Origin of the sequence: Amycolatopsis aidingensis (assembly GCF_018885265.1) — a bacterium.
Taxonomy (GTDB): domain Bacteria; phylum Actinomycetota; class Actinomycetes; order Mycobacteriales; family Pseudonocardiaceae; genus Amycolatopsis; species Amycolatopsis aidingensis.
In genome coordinates this window covers 2,359,956-2,373,808 of sequence record NZ_CP076538.1, presented here as the reverse complement: position 1 = coordinate 2,373,808, position 13,853 = coordinate 2,359,956, and the positions used below count along the sequence as shown (strand labels likewise).

Here is a 13,853-nt window from a genome sequence, read left to right as displayed (position 1 = left end):
AGCTCAGGACGGACGGCAGCGCAGCACGGCCCAGCCGTGCGCACCGGTGGAGTCGTCGACCTGGAAACCGGCCGCACCGGCCAGTTGCCGCCAGTCGTCAAGGGAGCGCTCCCTTCCCCCGGTCGTCACCAGCATGTCGACGTCCAGCAGGGTCGCCATATCCGGCTTGTCCTGCATCCCGACCAGGTGCTCGACCAGGAACAGCCGCGAGTGCCCCGCGGAGCCGATCGCGGCCCGCACCGAGCGCAGCACGCGCACAGCCTGCTCGTCGGCCAGCTCGTGCAGCACCTGTTTGAGGACATAGGCGTCGTGCCCGGCGGGCACGGCGGTGCACGGGTCGCCGGTGATCGTGCAGGCGCGGTCGGCGACACCCCGCTCGGCAAACACCCTTGCCGCCTCGGCGAACCCGCCCGGCCTGCCGAACAGCACCCCAGTGCAGTGGGGGTACTGCATCAGCAACGCCGCGAGGTACCGCCCCTCTCCCCCGTTGATATCGACGACGCTGGCGCAGGAGCTCAGGTCGACCATCTCGGTGAGCATGTTCGGCTTGCCGCTGTTGGTCTCGCTCATCGCCTTCCGCAGCAGCGTCTCGGCCTCGGGTGAGGTATTCAGGTACGGCTGGAAACTCGTACCGAAGGCATGGTCGAAGGCGGGCTCGCCGGTACGCAGGCTGTGCAGCAGCGCGCCGTAGGACCGCCAGTACAGGTCATGCCCTTCCAGCAGCACGAGGTTGCGTAGCGAACCCGGTACGTCCCTGCGCAGCGGCTCCGCCGCTGGCGTCAGCGCGAAGCGCCCGCCCGCGAGCTCGCGGAAGACGTCGAAGGTCGCGGTGCAGCGCAGGACCCGGTACAGCAGGTCGGGATCCGCGCCCACCGCGTCGGCGAGTTCGGTCACCGGTTTCGGCCCGCAGGCGAGCTCGTCGGCCACCCCCAGTTCGGCCAGCGCCCAGACACATCGGGAGACCGTCCTGCTCACGGTGAGGAACAGCAACCGCTGCTTCGGCGGGAGGCCGGCCAGCATCTGCGGCGGGTCGTCCACCGGAGCTTCGGTGCTGGTGCGGAACATCCGGTCGAGTTGCCTGGACAGCACGGCGGCCGGGTCGCCCTCCGGGGCGGTGATCGAACGCCAGGACACGAACCCGTCCGGCCGGACCAGGATCGCCCCGGAGGGTTCGATCCCGGCCGCCTCGTGCCAGGAACGCCCCGTTTCCTGGAAGTCATGGCCAGCGCGCAGCACGTCCACGGTCCGGGGCAGTCGCTCCGCCGCCGAGCACCACTGCGCGTCGGCACCCGCCAGCAGCACCGGGTTCCGGCCGAAGAGGTCGAGGGTGGAGGCCACGGCCCCGCTCAACCGGATCGGGATGTGCGGGGCGCGGGTACCTGGCTGGCCGGTGAGCTCGCGCGGATCGAGGAAGGCGGGCGCCGCGGAGTCGTAGCGGTAGCCGAAGGTGACGCTCAGCGTGTCGGCGAGTGCCGCCCGCTGCTGCGGGGTGGCGAAGCCGCCGCGAGCGGCCAGCCGCAGGCCGGCCTGCTCGATCGTGGCGACCGCGACCGGGCGCCGCTCCTGGTCGTAGGTTTCCAGTAGTTCCGGCCCTGCCTTTCCGGCCAGTACGGCTTCGAGTTTCCAGGCCAGGTTGTGTACGTCGTGCACTCCGGTGTTGGCGCCGAAACCACCGACAGGGGGCAGCAGGTGCGCCGCGTCCCCGGCGAGGAACACCCGGCCGGAGCTGAACCGCTCGGCATGCAGCGAGGCCATCTGCCAGGGCAGGATCTCGCGGATCCGCACCTCGAGTCCGGGGTCGCCGACCGCGGCACGGACGAGCTCGGTGCACCGTTCCTCGTCGTAGTCCTCGGGACGTTCCCCGTCTTCCTGGCGGTAGGTGACGATCAACGTGCCCTGCCGCAGCGAGTCGTCATGCCCGAGGATGCCCTCCACCAGGTCGTTCTCCACCTGGCAGACGGCGAACCTGCGGTCACCGAGCGGGCCGCTCAGCTCGGCGCGGAACAGGATGCTGATCTGGTCGCGCAGGATGCCGCGGCCGCGCTGCCCGATCCCGAGCAGCCGCCGGACCGGGCTGTGCCCGCCATCGGCGGCGATCACGTACTGTGCGTGAATCCGGCGCTCCGCCCCGGTTTCCCGGACCCGCACGGTGGCGGTGACCCCGTCCGTTCCCGGCTCGAGGCCGGTCAGCTCGGTGCCGAACCGCAGCTCGCCACCGAGTTCCTTGGCCCGGTCCAGCAGGATCGGTTCCAGCCGGTCCTGGCTGAGCGAAACCACCCGGCCGATCGGGCTCATATCGCTGACGTCCTCGGGGTCGGGGATGGTGGTGAGCGAGATTTCCTTTCCGGCCAGCGACTCCACCTTGCCGTTCAAGGTGTGCCCGACGAAGCCGGCGCTCTCCCGCATCACCTGCCGCTCGACACCGACCATGCGCAGCAGTTCCAGCGTGCGCGGGTACCAGCCCCATGCCCGCGGGTGGATCGAGGTACCCGCATGTCGTTCGACCAGGATCGACGACACGCCGTGCCAGGAAAGAAACAATGCCGCCGACAACCCGACCAGGCCGCCACCGACAATCAGAACAGGCGTTCTCTCGTCGTACACCATCTCCCCCTTCGCTGCTCACCAACGGCTCACCGGGGTATTCCGGCAGGCATCCGGACCTGACCGCAGCAGCATGTGGGCGGGCCATGAAAAACCACTCGAGGCGCGCTGGGAGGGCATCCGGCGCCATCCCGCGCGCACCGGTACGGTGGCTTTCGAGGCACCCGCGGCAGTAATCCGGGCAGCCATTCGTCGCGGGGTTCACCGGATGTCAAGGGGGTTGAGGATGCCGCTTTCGCGGAAAGAGTTCCTGAAACTGGCCGGCACGATCACGGTTGCCGCCGCCGTCAATACGGCCTGCAGTAATGATGATCAATTCGACGGTTCCGACTTCCCCGCCGACGGTGGTGGCGGCGACACGGGTGACACCGCGGGCGAGGTGGTGCCGAGCGAGGCACCCATTCCCCCGGCCTTCCAGGCGCGGTTGCCCGTCCCGCCGGTGCTGAGTCCCACCCGGACGGACGCCACCACCGACTACTACGAGATCACTCAGCGAACCGCGCAGGCGGAGATCCTGCCTGGCCTGCAGACGACCGTCTGGGGGTACAACGGGATCTTTCCCGGCCCGACCATCGAAGCGCGCAGCGGCCGCAAGGTGGTGGTCCGACAACGCAACGAACTGTCCCTGCCGATCGCGGTTCACTTGCATGGCGGTGTCACCCCGCCGGACAGCGACGGCTACCCGACCGACCTCGTCCTGCCTGCGGACGGCTCGTTCACCGCCGCCGACGTGGTCGCCCCGGACCCCACCCTCAGCCAGGGCGACAAGGAGTACGTCTATCCGCTGAACCAGCGGGCGATGACCCTGTGGTACCACGATCACCGGATGGACTTCACCGGGCCGCAGATCTACTACGGCCTCGCCGGGTTCTTCATCCTGCGTGACGATGAGGAGGACGCGCTCCCGCTGCCGAAGGGCGAACGGGAGATACCGTTGATGATCGCGGACCGGTCGTTCAACGCGGACGGGTCCTTCCGGTATCCGGCCCTTGACCCCTCGCTGCGCGGTGAGCACGGGGTCCAGGGTCAGTTCATGACCGGCGTCCTCGGCGATGTCATCCTGGTCAACGGTGCCCCATGGCCGGTACTGGAGGTGTCCAACACCCGGTACCGGCTACGGATGCTGAACGCCTCCAACACCCGCGAGTACGACCTGCGGCTGGAGTCCGACCGGGGCGAGGGCTCCTTCGTGCAGGTCGGCAGCGACGGCGGGCTGCTGGCGGGCCCGGTGACCCATCGCAACATCAAGATGGCCCCCGCGGAGCGCTTCGATGTCGTGGTGGACTTCTCCCAGTTCCCGGTGGGCTCCCAGGTGGTGCTGCGCAACGCCCGCAGCAGTGGCCGCACGGCCGAGGTGATGCGGTTCGACGTGGTCCGCGAGGAACCGGACGACAGTTCGGTTCCGGACACCCTTTCCACCACCCTCGACCTCCCGGACCCGGCTCAGGCCGTCGCCACCCGCCGCTTCGACTTCTTCCAGCTCGGCGAGGGCGACTGGTCCATCAACGGGCAGCTGTTCGACCCGGACACGATCCTCGCCAGACCGGCCAGGGGCACCACCGAGATCTGGGAGTTCTCCTCGGACATCAACCACCCCGTGCACGTCCATCTCGGCCATTTCCGGATCTTCGAGCGCGGCGACACCGGCGACCCGCGGCCATGGGACGTCGGGCTGAAGGACACCGTGCAGCTGGACCCGAACGGCTGGGCCAGGGTGGCCATCCGGTTCACCGAGTTCACCGGGAAGTACATCCTGCACTGTCACAACCTGGAACACGAGGACATGGGCATGATGGGCAACTTCGAGGTCACCTGACCCCGGCTCCGGCGTGCCGTACCCGGCGGTGGCGAAGTCCAGCCGCAGCCGCGTTCAGTGCGGTTCGATCCCGCGTCGAGAGCTCCCCGCCACGGTTGGCGAAGGGACCAACCGACGTTACGCAGGAGAGGAGCCTCGGCGTGGGCGCAACCACTGAGAAAGCGGCCGGGAACGAGCGGACCGACGACTCCGGCACCGCCGAGTTGATGCGGCTGGCCCAGGGGTACTGGGCGGCCAAAACCTTCCTCAGCGCGGCCGAACTGGAGCTGTTCACCGTGCTCGCCGAGCAGCCGGCCACCGAGCCGGAACTGCGCGACCGGCTCGGCCTGCACCCTCGCGCCACCCAGGACTTCCTCGACGCGCTGGTCGGCCTGGGGGTACTGGACAAGGATGGTGATCGCTACCGCAACAGTGCCGCTGCGCAGACCTACCTCGACAAGAACAGTCCGCGCTACATCGGCGGGTTCTGCAAGCTGCTGAACTTCCACTTCCAGATGTGGGGCGGGCTGACCGACCTGCTGCGTACCGGTGAGTCCCAGATGCGCGGCGGGTACGACTTCGACAAGCTGTACGAGGCGCCGGAGCGGGTTCGCGCCTTCCTCGAAGCCATGGACGGGGCCAGTTCCGCTGTCGGGCCCGCGCTGGCCGAGGCCTTCGACTGGAGCTCGTACAAGTCCTTCGTCGATGTGGGCGGGGCAAGGGGCAACGCGGCGGCCGGGATCGCCCGTGCGCATCCGCACCTGCATGGCGGGTGCTACGACCTCGCCCCGGTTGAGCCGTTCTTCGACGAGCATATGGCCCGGCTCGGCCTCAGCGAGCAGGTGACGTTCTACCCCGGTGACTTCTTCACCGACCCGCTGCCGGAGACCGACGTGGTCATCTTCGGGCATGTGCTGCACGACTGGGATGACGAGCGCAGGATGACGCTGCTGCGCAAGGCCTTCGACGCGTTGCCGGCCGGTGGCTGCGTGCTGGTGTACGACGCGCTCGTCGACCACGCGGCCTCCTATCCGACCAGCCTGCTCACCAGCCTGAACATGCGGCTGCTCACCCCGGGCGGCTCGGAGTACACCGCGGAGCGCGCGTACTCGTGGCTCACCGCCGCGGGGTTCACCGATCTCACCACCAGCCCGCTGGTCGGCCCGGACAAGCTGATCTGCGGGCACAAGCGATCCGGCTGACCGACCATTGCCCGGCTACCGTCACTCTCGGACAAGGAGCACAGCTGTGAGCACTTCTCATTCATCCGCGGCGCGGGGCGGGCTGTCCCGGCGCGGTTTCCTGGCAGGATCGGCCGCGGTCGCCGGCGCGACCACACTGGGGCTGGCCTCCGGCCCGGCCGCGGCCGCCACCACCTCCTGGCGTTCCGGCGAGGTGGACGTGGTGCTGAACGCCGACAGCCTGACCGTCCCCAGCGAGATCCCGTTCGGTGTCGTCACCTTCAACGTCCGGACGACAGTCCAGAATGGCCGTTCGCTGCTGCTCGTCCGGCTGCACGAAGGGGTTTCGGTGGAGGACTACCTGGCGAACCTGGCCAGAACATCCTCCCGTGATCCGGCCGAGCGGGCGGAGGCGGCCCGCCGCCTCGCCGAGGACTCCGACTATCTGGGAGGCTCCGCCGTCTCCGGCGGCGTCTCCACCTCGTTCACCCAGGTGCTCACCCAGGGCACCTACCACCTGATCAACTTCAACTACGCCAGTGCCTCCGAGATTCCACCGGTGCGCGAGGTGCGGACGGCGGGACCGTGCGGCCAGATCCGGTTCCCTGGGGTGGACGATCTGATCATCCACCGGCAGGAAGGCGACCAGCCGGTCTTCCACCTGCCCAGCACGCGGCTCAAGGCCTCCGGGCACCATCTCGTGCTGAACACCGCCCGGTACGGCAACGAAGCGGTGCTGGCGCGGGTGCGGCCAGGCACCACGGTCGAGGACATGCGGGAGTACTACGCCAAGATGAAGTCCGGCAACCCGCCGCCTCCGGCGGAGAGCCCAGTGGTGTCCTGGCCCTGCGGCCTCTCGGCCATCTCGCCAGGACGCTCCGCGGTACTGCGCACCGACCTCCCGGCAGGCCCGTACGTCCTGTTCTCCTACATCATCGACCCGGTTACCGGCTACCCGCCCGCCTACGACGGGATGTTCCAGCTGGTCACCCTCGTCTGAACGCCGACAACACGGCGGGCCGCCAGGGAAACGTTCCCTGGCGGCCCTTCGCATGTTCCCGCCTCCGCGGACGGCCGGTCCGCGTCGCTGGACGGCCAACGCGCGGATGTGGACGGCCAACGCGTGCGCGTAGACGGCAAACACACCGCGGCGGTGTGTTTGCCGTCTGCGCGCGTGTGTTTGCCGCTCAGTTACACGCGTTGGCCGTCCACGCGCATGGTTTGGCCATTCCGGTACGCAACTCCAGGCTGCCGGAACGCCTCAGAGGTCCACGCGCACCCGGTATTCGTCGAGCCACTGGTTGAGCTGCAGGGCCATTTCCGCGTGCGTCCTGGACACCCATGCCTGCGGACCGGAGACCAGGCTGTCCGGGTCGGCGGCGAACCGGCGGGCGGCATCGGCGTCGAGCAGTGGGGACGCCGGCGCGTTCGGCTCGGCGAGCAGCCCTTCCAGCTCGGCACACAACGCCTTGGCGTAGGCCGGATCCTGCGGTACCGGGTAGGGCGACTTCTGCCTCTCCACAATGGAGTTCGGGAGCAGGTCGGCGACAGCGGCCCGTAGCAGGCTCTTCTCCCTTCCGTCGAAGGTCTTCATCGCCAACGGTGCGCCGAAGACGTACTGCACGAGCTCGTGATCGCAGTACGGCAGCCGGAACTCCAGCCCAACCGACTGTGCGATCGAATCGCCGTGCGGAAGCAGGGTCTCCAGCCAGTTGGTGACGTTGAGGTACCAGATCTCCCGCATCCGGCGTTCCTCGGCGGTGTCGGCAGGCCCGTGCGGGACCCGTGCCATCGCGTCGGAGTACCGGTCCTTCGCGTAACCCGGGACGTCCAGCTCACGCAGCAGGCCCGGATCGAGCAGGTCGGTTCCCATCCCGTGCTTGCCGCCTGCCCAATGCGCCATCGCGAGCCAGGGGAAGGTCTGCGCCTGGAGCAGTTGCGGGATGGACATCCACATGGTGCCACCGAACACCCCGTCCGCGGCGTCGCCGAGCAGGGCGAGCGGTGCGTGTTCGCGGATCGCCCGGCACAGCACGTACAGTGAGGTGTTCATGTTGCCCAGCGGGCTGGGTACGTCCTTGGCCCGCAGGGCGTTGGCCTTGACCACCGGGTCCAGCAGGTCACCGACGCCGATGGTGATGTCGGTGTGCTCGGCGCCCACCAGTTCCACCAGCTCGTGGACGTAGGGCGAGTCCTCGGTGTTCCACACCTGGTCCGGCTGGAAGTCCTCGTCCTGGGCGAAGGACACCGTGAAGGTCCGCAGCGCGCCCTCGCCGCGCTCGGCCCGCATCCTGGCGGCCAGTGCGGTGATCCCGCTGGAGTCCAGCCCGCCGGAGAGCATCATGCACAGCGGGGTGTCCGCAGCCAGCTGGCCGCGGACGGCGTCCTCCAGCAGGGCGCGAATCCGCTGGATGGTGGTGTCCAGGTCGTCCTCGTGCACCCCGGCTTCCAGTGACCAGTAACGCTGTTCCCGGATCCCGCCGGGCCCGAACCGGACCACGTGCCCCGGCCGCACCTGATGCATCCCGCGGAACACGCCGTGCCCCGGGGTCCCTGCGTAGGAAAGGATCTCCCGCAGGCCGTCCGCGTCCACCACCGGCTCGACCAGGGGGTGCGCCAGGATCGCCTTGCGCTCCGAGCCGAAGAGGACGCCGTCGCCGGTGGGGAAGTAGAACAGCGGCTTGTTCCCCAGCCGGTCGCGGATCAGTACCAGGGTCTGCTCCCGCGGGTCCCATACCGCGATGCCGTAGGCGCCCTTGAACCGCTCGGCGCAGGCGGCTCCCCACTCCCGGTAGGCCCCCAGCACCACCTCCGCGGTGTCCGAACCGCGGAACCGGTGCCCCCGCGCGGCCAGTTCGGCACGTAGCTCGGGCGCGTTGAACACCTCGCCGTCCAGCACGACCGCCGCGCGCGTGCCCGCCTCGCCTTCCCCCTCCACCAGGGGCTGGCCGTGCCCGCCCGCGGTGGCCGGATGGGTGCGGTGGCCGAGAGCGGCGCGCGGCGTCGTCCAGACGTGCTCCGCCGCTTCGCCCCGGCAGGACATGGTAGCCGTCATCGACCGGACCGTCGCCCATTCCTGGGAGAGATCGCGGCGCAGGTCGACCCAGCCGGCAACACCTGACATGTTGGGCCCCTTTCTTGGATGTGCTCTTCTCCTGCCCGGTCACGGGCTCGGTGGCGGCGCGGTTATCTCGACCACGCCACAGGACCAGCTGAACCCGGCGCCGACCCCGGCGAGCAGGCAGAGCTGCCCGGGACGCAGCCCGCCGGACTCGCCGAGCCAGCCGAGGCCCGCGATCTGGTCGCCCGCGCCGAGGTGGCCTATCCCCCTCCCCCAGGACCAGGTGGTGGCGTCCACGTCGATGTCGAACATGTTCAGGAAGTGCTCGTCCAGCCTGCCGCGGCCCAGGTTGGGCAGGACGAACCGGTCGATATCGGCCAGTTCGGCCTCGGACTCGGAAAGCGCCCGCTTGACCGCCTCCCGCTGACCCGCCTGGATCCGGTCGAGCACGGTGTCCAGCCCGGTGCTGGACACGAAGCTGCGCCGGTGCGACTCGACGTCGATCGGCCTGCGGGCGCCGAGCGGGACCAGCCCGAACGGATCGTCCCCGCGCTGCATCTGCTCCAGGCTGGGGTCGGAAACCGTGACCAGGCTCCTGATCCTGGCGAATCCGTCCTGTGTAGACAGCACAGCGGCGGTACCGCCGTCGGCGAGGACGGTGCCGGGGTCGCTGCGCCACCTGTCGATGCCCGGCAGGCTGAACCGGTCCCCGGTGGTGACCAGCGCCTTCCCTGCGGCGGGGTCGGCGGACAGGTATGCCCCGGCGAGCTCCAGCGCCGCCATCCCGCCGTTGGACATCTGGTGCACCTCGGCGGCCGGGCACCGGTTGCCCACGGCGACCCGCTGGATATAGGAGGCCGCGGGCCACAGGTCATGGCCCTGGTAGTAGAAACTGGCGTGCAGGATCAGCTTGATGTCGTCCGGCTGGCAGCCGGACCGGCGCAACGCCGAACGCGCCGCGCTCGCCGCCATCTCCGGTCCGGACTCCCGTTCGGACACACACACCGAAGTGATCCCGGTCCGCCAGATCTCCCTGCGTTTGACCAGTCCTTCCCGCTCGGCCTCCGCCGTGGACAGTGCGGGCGGCAGACTGTGCCCGGTACCGGCGAGATAAAGACGATCGAACCTCAAGGCACCCGCTCCGTACCGGCGGGGGCGGCCGCGGCCAGCGCGTGCACCACCGTCATCGTGCTCATCCAGCCACCACGCCGGAACGGCTGCAGCCGCCGCCGGTTCTCCACGTGGACCGCGCTGTGCTCGAACTCGCGGAAGGCGCGCTCGGTGCTCCACTCGGTGAGGACGTAGTACACCGCCTCCTCGTCCCCGCTCTTCATCAGCAGCTGGCCACGGTTGTCCGGATGGCCGCTGATGGTGCGGCCCACCGAAAGCCATTCCCGCTCGAAGGCCTCCTCCATCCCGGGGTTGATCTCGAACCTGAGCAGCGCGCGAAATCCGGTGTCTCCTTCTGGCATGAGCGGCTCCTTCACGCGGTGGATGCCAGCTTGCTGTTGACGTAGTCGATGGTCTTCCGCGGCGTCTCCAGATCGGCGACGTCGTCGTCCGGGATGGACACCGGGAACTCCTTCTCGATCCGGCCCGCGACCTCGAGTACGGCCAGGGAGTCGTAGCCGAGCTCGGTGAACGGGACATCCAGGATGTCGGAATCGAGGTCGACCGAGTCGTCGACGCCCACCGAGATCCGGATGAGCCGCCTGAGATCGTGCTCCGTGAATTCGGACATCAGTTGTCTCCACCTTCCTTTGCCTGCTGGTGCGCACCGCGCACCACCATCGCGGAGTTGAAACCGCCGTGGCCGCGGCCGAGTACCAGCGCGGTGCGCACCTCGCACGGCCGCGGTCGTTCCCGGACCAGGTCGAGTTCGCATCCGGGCGCGGTCTCGGTCACGTTGATCGTCGGCGGGATGACACCGTCCCGCGCGGCCAGCAGCGCCGTGATGACATCGAGCCCGCCCGCACCGGCGTAGAGCCGTCCGGTCATGGTCTTGGGCGCGGTCACCGGCACGCCGTACGGGCCGAAGATCGCGGTGATCGCCTCGGCCTCCTGCCGGTCGAGTTCGGCGATGCCGTAGGCGTCCGCGAACACAACGTCGATCTCCCCTGCGGGGACTCCGGCGTCCGCGAGCGCCAGCTCGGCGGCCTTGCGCAGGGTGGGTGGGCGACCGGATCCGGGACGGGGATCGAAGGTGGCCGCGTACCCCGCGATCTCGCCGTACTGCCGGGCAGCGCCACGGGCCAGCGCCGAGTCGCGGTCCTCCAGCACCAGGATCGCCCCGCCCTCGCCGGGTACGTAACCGTTCGCGTCCGCGTCGAAGGGAAGGTAGGCCCGGGTCGGATCGGTGCGCGGGCTCAGCTTGCCGGTGGGCAGCTGGGCGACCACGCCGGCGGGCGACATCGCCGACTCGGTACCCCCGACCAGCACCAGCCGGTGGTCCTGCCGGAGCACCCTGCGGCCCTGCCCGATCGCGTCCAGTCCGCCCGACTGCTCGGCGACCACGACTCCACAGTGCCCGCGAAAACGATGCCGGATGGACAGCTGGCCGGTGGTGGCGGCGAAGAACCAGGCAATGGACATGTAGGCGCCGACGTGGTCCGGGCCCTTGCTCCACAGGTTCTGCAGCTCGCGCTGGCCGAACTCCACCCCGCCGGTGGCGTTGGCGGTGACCACACCCAGCTCGTACTCGGGCAGCTGCGCGGGGACGACCTCCGCGTCGGCCAGCGCCATGTCGGCGGCGGCCAGCGCGAGATGGCTCATCATCGAGGTCTCCATCAGCAGCCTGCTCGGCACGTACTCGGCGGCGTCGAAGGAGCGCAGCTCGCCTGCCAGCTGGACCGGGTAACCGGCGGGGTCGAAGCGGGTGATCCGGTCGATGCCGCTCTTGCCTGCCAGGGTCGAGGCCCAGTAGTCCTCGACGTTGCGGCCGTTCGGCGCCATCACGCCGAGCCCGGTGACCACCACCGGGGCCGGGCCGTCTTGCCGTGGTGCGGTCATCGTCTCCTCATTCCGGGCTCGGCCACCACGATCGCGCTCTGGAACCCGCCGAAGCCGCTGCCGACGGACAGCGCCACATCGGTACGGTGCTCCCGCGCGGTCACCGGCACGTAGTCGAGATCGCATTCCGGATCCTTGACGTGCAGGTTGGCGGTCGGCGGCACGACGCCGTGCTCGATCGCCAGCGCGCAGGCGGCGACCTCGATCGAACCGATGGCCCCCAGCGAATGGCCGACCATCGACTTGATGGAGCTCATCGGGACCCGGTACGCGTGCTCGCCGAGGCTGCGCTTGACCGCGGCGGTCTCGTGCCGGTCGTTCTGCTTGGTGCCCGAGCCGTGCGCGTTGACGTAGTCGATGTCCTCGGGGTCGAGCCTGCCCTGGTCCATCGCCACCCGGATGGCCTCGGCCATCTCGCGCCCGTCGGGTTTCAGCCCGGTCATGTGGTATCCGTTGGCCCTGGTCGCGTAGCCGGCGATCGTGCAGTACACATGCGCCCCGCGCCGCCGGGCCAGTTCGGCGTCCTCCAGCACGAACATCGCGGAGCCCTCGCCGAGCACGAGGCCCTTGCGGTCGCCGTCGAACGGCCTGCAGGCCTCCTCCGGGTGGTCGTTGTACGTCGAGGTGGCCTTGATCGCGTCGAAGCAGGCCACCGTGATCGGGGAGAGCGGGGCGTCCGTCGATCCTGCGACGACCCGTTCGGCCGTCCCGTCCCAGATCAGCCGCGCGGCGTAGCCGAGGGCGTCGATGCCCGAGGTACAGCCCGAGGACACCACGGCGGTGGCTCCCTCGGCCCCGCAGTCCCAAGCGACCTCGCGCGCCAGCGAGCTGGGCGCGAAGTAGTCGTAGAGCTCGGGCACCGCGTACTCGTGGTCCACGACCCACTTCCGCCCGGTGTCACTGACCACTGTGTACTCTCGCTCCAGCCCGACGGTGCAGCCGACGGCGTTGCCAACGGTCACCGCGGTCCGCTCCGGGATCAGCTCCGCCGTGGTCAGCCCGCTGTCCGCGATCGCCTCCCGCGCGGCAACCACGGCCAGCTGCGCGCCCCGGTCCATGCGCCGGATCTCGCGTGCGCTGAGCCCGTGCGCACGCGGGTCGAAGTCGCACTCGGCCGCCACCTGGCAGCGGAAGTCGGTCGGGTCGAAGGCGGTGATCCGGCGGGTGGCGGTACGGCCCGCGGTGAGCATCGCCCAGAACGCCTCCCTGCCCATCCCGCCGGGGGCCAGCACGCCGATTCCGGTCACCGCGACGGCACGGTCGTTCATCGCGGTCCACCCACCTCCGGCGCGGACTCCTGCTCGCCATCGGGCCGGGTCTCGGTGTCCACATGGCCGAGCTCCGGCCGTGGCGCGAGCGGGCTCAGATGGAAGACCAGGTGGGCGCGCTCGGTTCCCTGGTTCTCCATCCGGTGCCGCACCCCGACCGGAACCATCAGCGCGTCGCCGGGCTCGAGGGTGATCTCCTCGGTACCGACCCGCATCAGCACCGAGCCGTGCACCACATGCACGAACTCCTCGGAGTACGGGTGGTAGTGCTCGCAGATGTACTCACCGGGGACCAGGGTGACCGTTCCGCCGAACCCCGAGGTCGCCTGGACCGTCTTGGGGCTGAGCACGACCCGCACGTCACCGCCGCGTCGCCGGTTCGCAGGCACCTCGCTCGCCCTGATCTTCCTCACTACCGTCGCGGTCACTGCTCACTCCCATCGCCGCTGCTGCTGAAGCCTTACTTCTCCCGCGCCCAGGAATAGAACGGCACGGCCATGGCGTCCTTCGGCTCCTTCCAGTTGGGGTCGTAAGGAGTCATGTACTGCGCGAGTTTGTGGTGGATGTCGAGGAAAAGCGGGTGGCTACGCGCGGCGTACAGCCGTTCGGTGATGTCCTCCTCCGCCTCCACCAGCTGGAAATAGAGGCCGTGAAAGCGAAAGAGCGTCCGCCGGTCGACCCCGATCAGGTGCGGCAGCTCGGTCGCGTCCGACTCGGCCCAGATCTCCGCGACCCGATCGGTGTCCTCCGGTTTCATCTTGGCGACGATGAGCGTCCTGTGCACCACGTTCGTGTTCCTCCTTCGCTGCCGGAACCGCTTCGGAAAAGGCTGGCAACCGGGACTCGGGGGCCGGTGAAGGTGAACTGGAGCCGGAACGGCATCGGCTACCAGCGGCTCTCCATCGAGTTTCGAGACCGGGTGGCCAGCCTCGGCA

12 protein-coding genes are annotated in these 13,853 nt (G+C 69.4%); 3 read left to right on the top strand and 9 right to left on the bottom strand.

Annotated features, from left to right (window positions below; all coding sequences use genetic code 11):
* Window positions 1-3 precede the first annotated feature (3 nt).
* A complete protein-coding gene (locus KOI47_RS11315; protein WP_232376686.1) occupies window positions 4-2,607 on the bottom strand; it encodes an FAD-dependent monooxygenase in 2,604 nt (867 codons plus the stop codon).
* A 223-nt stretch (window positions 2,608-2,830) separates the two neighbouring features.
* Between KOI47_RS11315 and KOI47_RS11310 the strand changes: the two genes are divergently transcribed.
* From KOI47_RS11310 to KOI47_RS11300, 3 genes are all read left to right on the top strand, one after another.
* Entirely contained in the window at window positions 2,831-4,420 is a 1,590-nt protein-coding gene (locus KOI47_RS11310; protein WP_232376685.1) for a multicopper oxidase family protein, read from the top strand.
* A 140-nt stretch (window positions 4,421-4,560) separates the two neighbouring features.
* Window positions 4,561-5,601: an acetylserotonin O-methyltransferase gene (locus KOI47_RS11305; protein ID WP_232376684.1), complete on the top strand. Its 1,041-nt coding sequence runs from the start codon at window positions 4,561-4,563 to the stop codon at window positions 5,599-5,601.
* A gap of 46 nt (window positions 5,602-5,647) precedes the next feature.
* Window positions 5,648-6,580 carry a hypothetical protein gene (locus KOI47_RS11300; protein ID WP_216215932.1) on the top strand — a complete coding sequence of 311 codons (933 nt, stop codon included), beginning with the start codon at window positions 5,648-5,650 and terminating at the stop codon, window positions 6,578-6,580.
* 261 nt (window positions 6,581-6,841) lie between these two features.
* Here the strand turns inward: KOI47_RS11300 and asnB are convergent, their stop codons facing one another.
* Genes asnB through KOI47_RS11260 form a run of 8 tightly spaced genes read right to left on the bottom strand, consistent with a single transcriptional unit; the run spans window position 6,842 to window position 13,705 of the window.
* Window positions 6,842-8,704, bottom strand: a complete 1,863-nt coding sequence (gene asnB, locus KOI47_RS11295) for an asparagine synthase (glutamine-hydrolyzing) (RefSeq protein ID WP_216215931.1) — start codon at window positions 8,702-8,704, stop codon at window positions 6,842-6,844.
* Window positions 8,705-8,743: 39 nt separating this feature from the next.
* On the bottom strand, window positions 8,744-9,772 hold the full coding sequence (locus KOI47_RS11290) for a ketoacyl-ACP synthase III family protein (protein ID WP_216215930.1): 1,029 nt from the start codon (window positions 9,770-9,772) through the stop codon (window positions 8,744-8,746).
* Window positions 9,769-10,113, bottom strand: a complete 345-nt coding sequence (locus tag KOI47_RS11285) for an antibiotic biosynthesis monooxygenase family protein (protein WP_216215929.1) — start codon at window positions 10,111-10,113, stop codon at window positions 9,769-9,771. Before KOI47_RS11285 ends, KOI47_RS11290 begins: the two co-directional genes overlap by 4 nt.
* Window positions 10,114-10,124: 11 nt before the next feature.
* Entirely contained in the window at window positions 10,125-10,382 is a 258-nt protein-coding gene (locus KOI47_RS11280; RefSeq protein WP_216215928.1) for an acyl carrier protein, read from the bottom strand.
* On the bottom strand, window positions 10,382-11,650 hold the full coding sequence (locus KOI47_RS11275) for a ketosynthase chain-length factor (protein ID WP_216215927.1): 1,269 nt from the start codon (window positions 11,648-11,650) through the stop codon (window positions 10,382-10,384). Before KOI47_RS11275 ends, KOI47_RS11280 begins: the two co-directional genes overlap by 1 nt.
* Window positions 11,647-12,918 (bottom strand): beta-ketoacyl-[acyl-carrier-protein] synthase family protein, encoded by a 1,272-nt coding sequence (locus KOI47_RS11270; RefSeq protein ID WP_216215926.1) that lies wholly within the window; start codon window positions 12,916-12,918, stop codon window positions 11,647-11,649. Before KOI47_RS11270 ends, KOI47_RS11275 begins: the two co-directional genes overlap by 4 nt.
* Window positions 12,915-13,346 carry a cupin domain-containing protein gene (locus KOI47_RS11265; protein WP_232376683.1) on the bottom strand — a complete coding sequence of 144 codons (432 nt, stop codon included), beginning with the start codon at window positions 13,344-13,346 and terminating at the stop codon, window positions 12,915-12,917. Before KOI47_RS11265 ends, KOI47_RS11270 begins: the two co-directional genes overlap by 4 nt.
* A 32-nt stretch (window positions 13,347-13,378) precedes the next feature.
* Window positions 13,379-13,705: a TcmI family type II polyketide cyclase gene (locus tag KOI47_RS11260; RefSeq protein ID WP_408629904.1), complete on the bottom strand. Its 327-nt coding sequence runs from the start codon at window positions 13,703-13,705 to the stop codon at window positions 13,379-13,381.
* Between the last annotated feature and the right edge of the window lie 148 nt (window positions 13,706-13,853).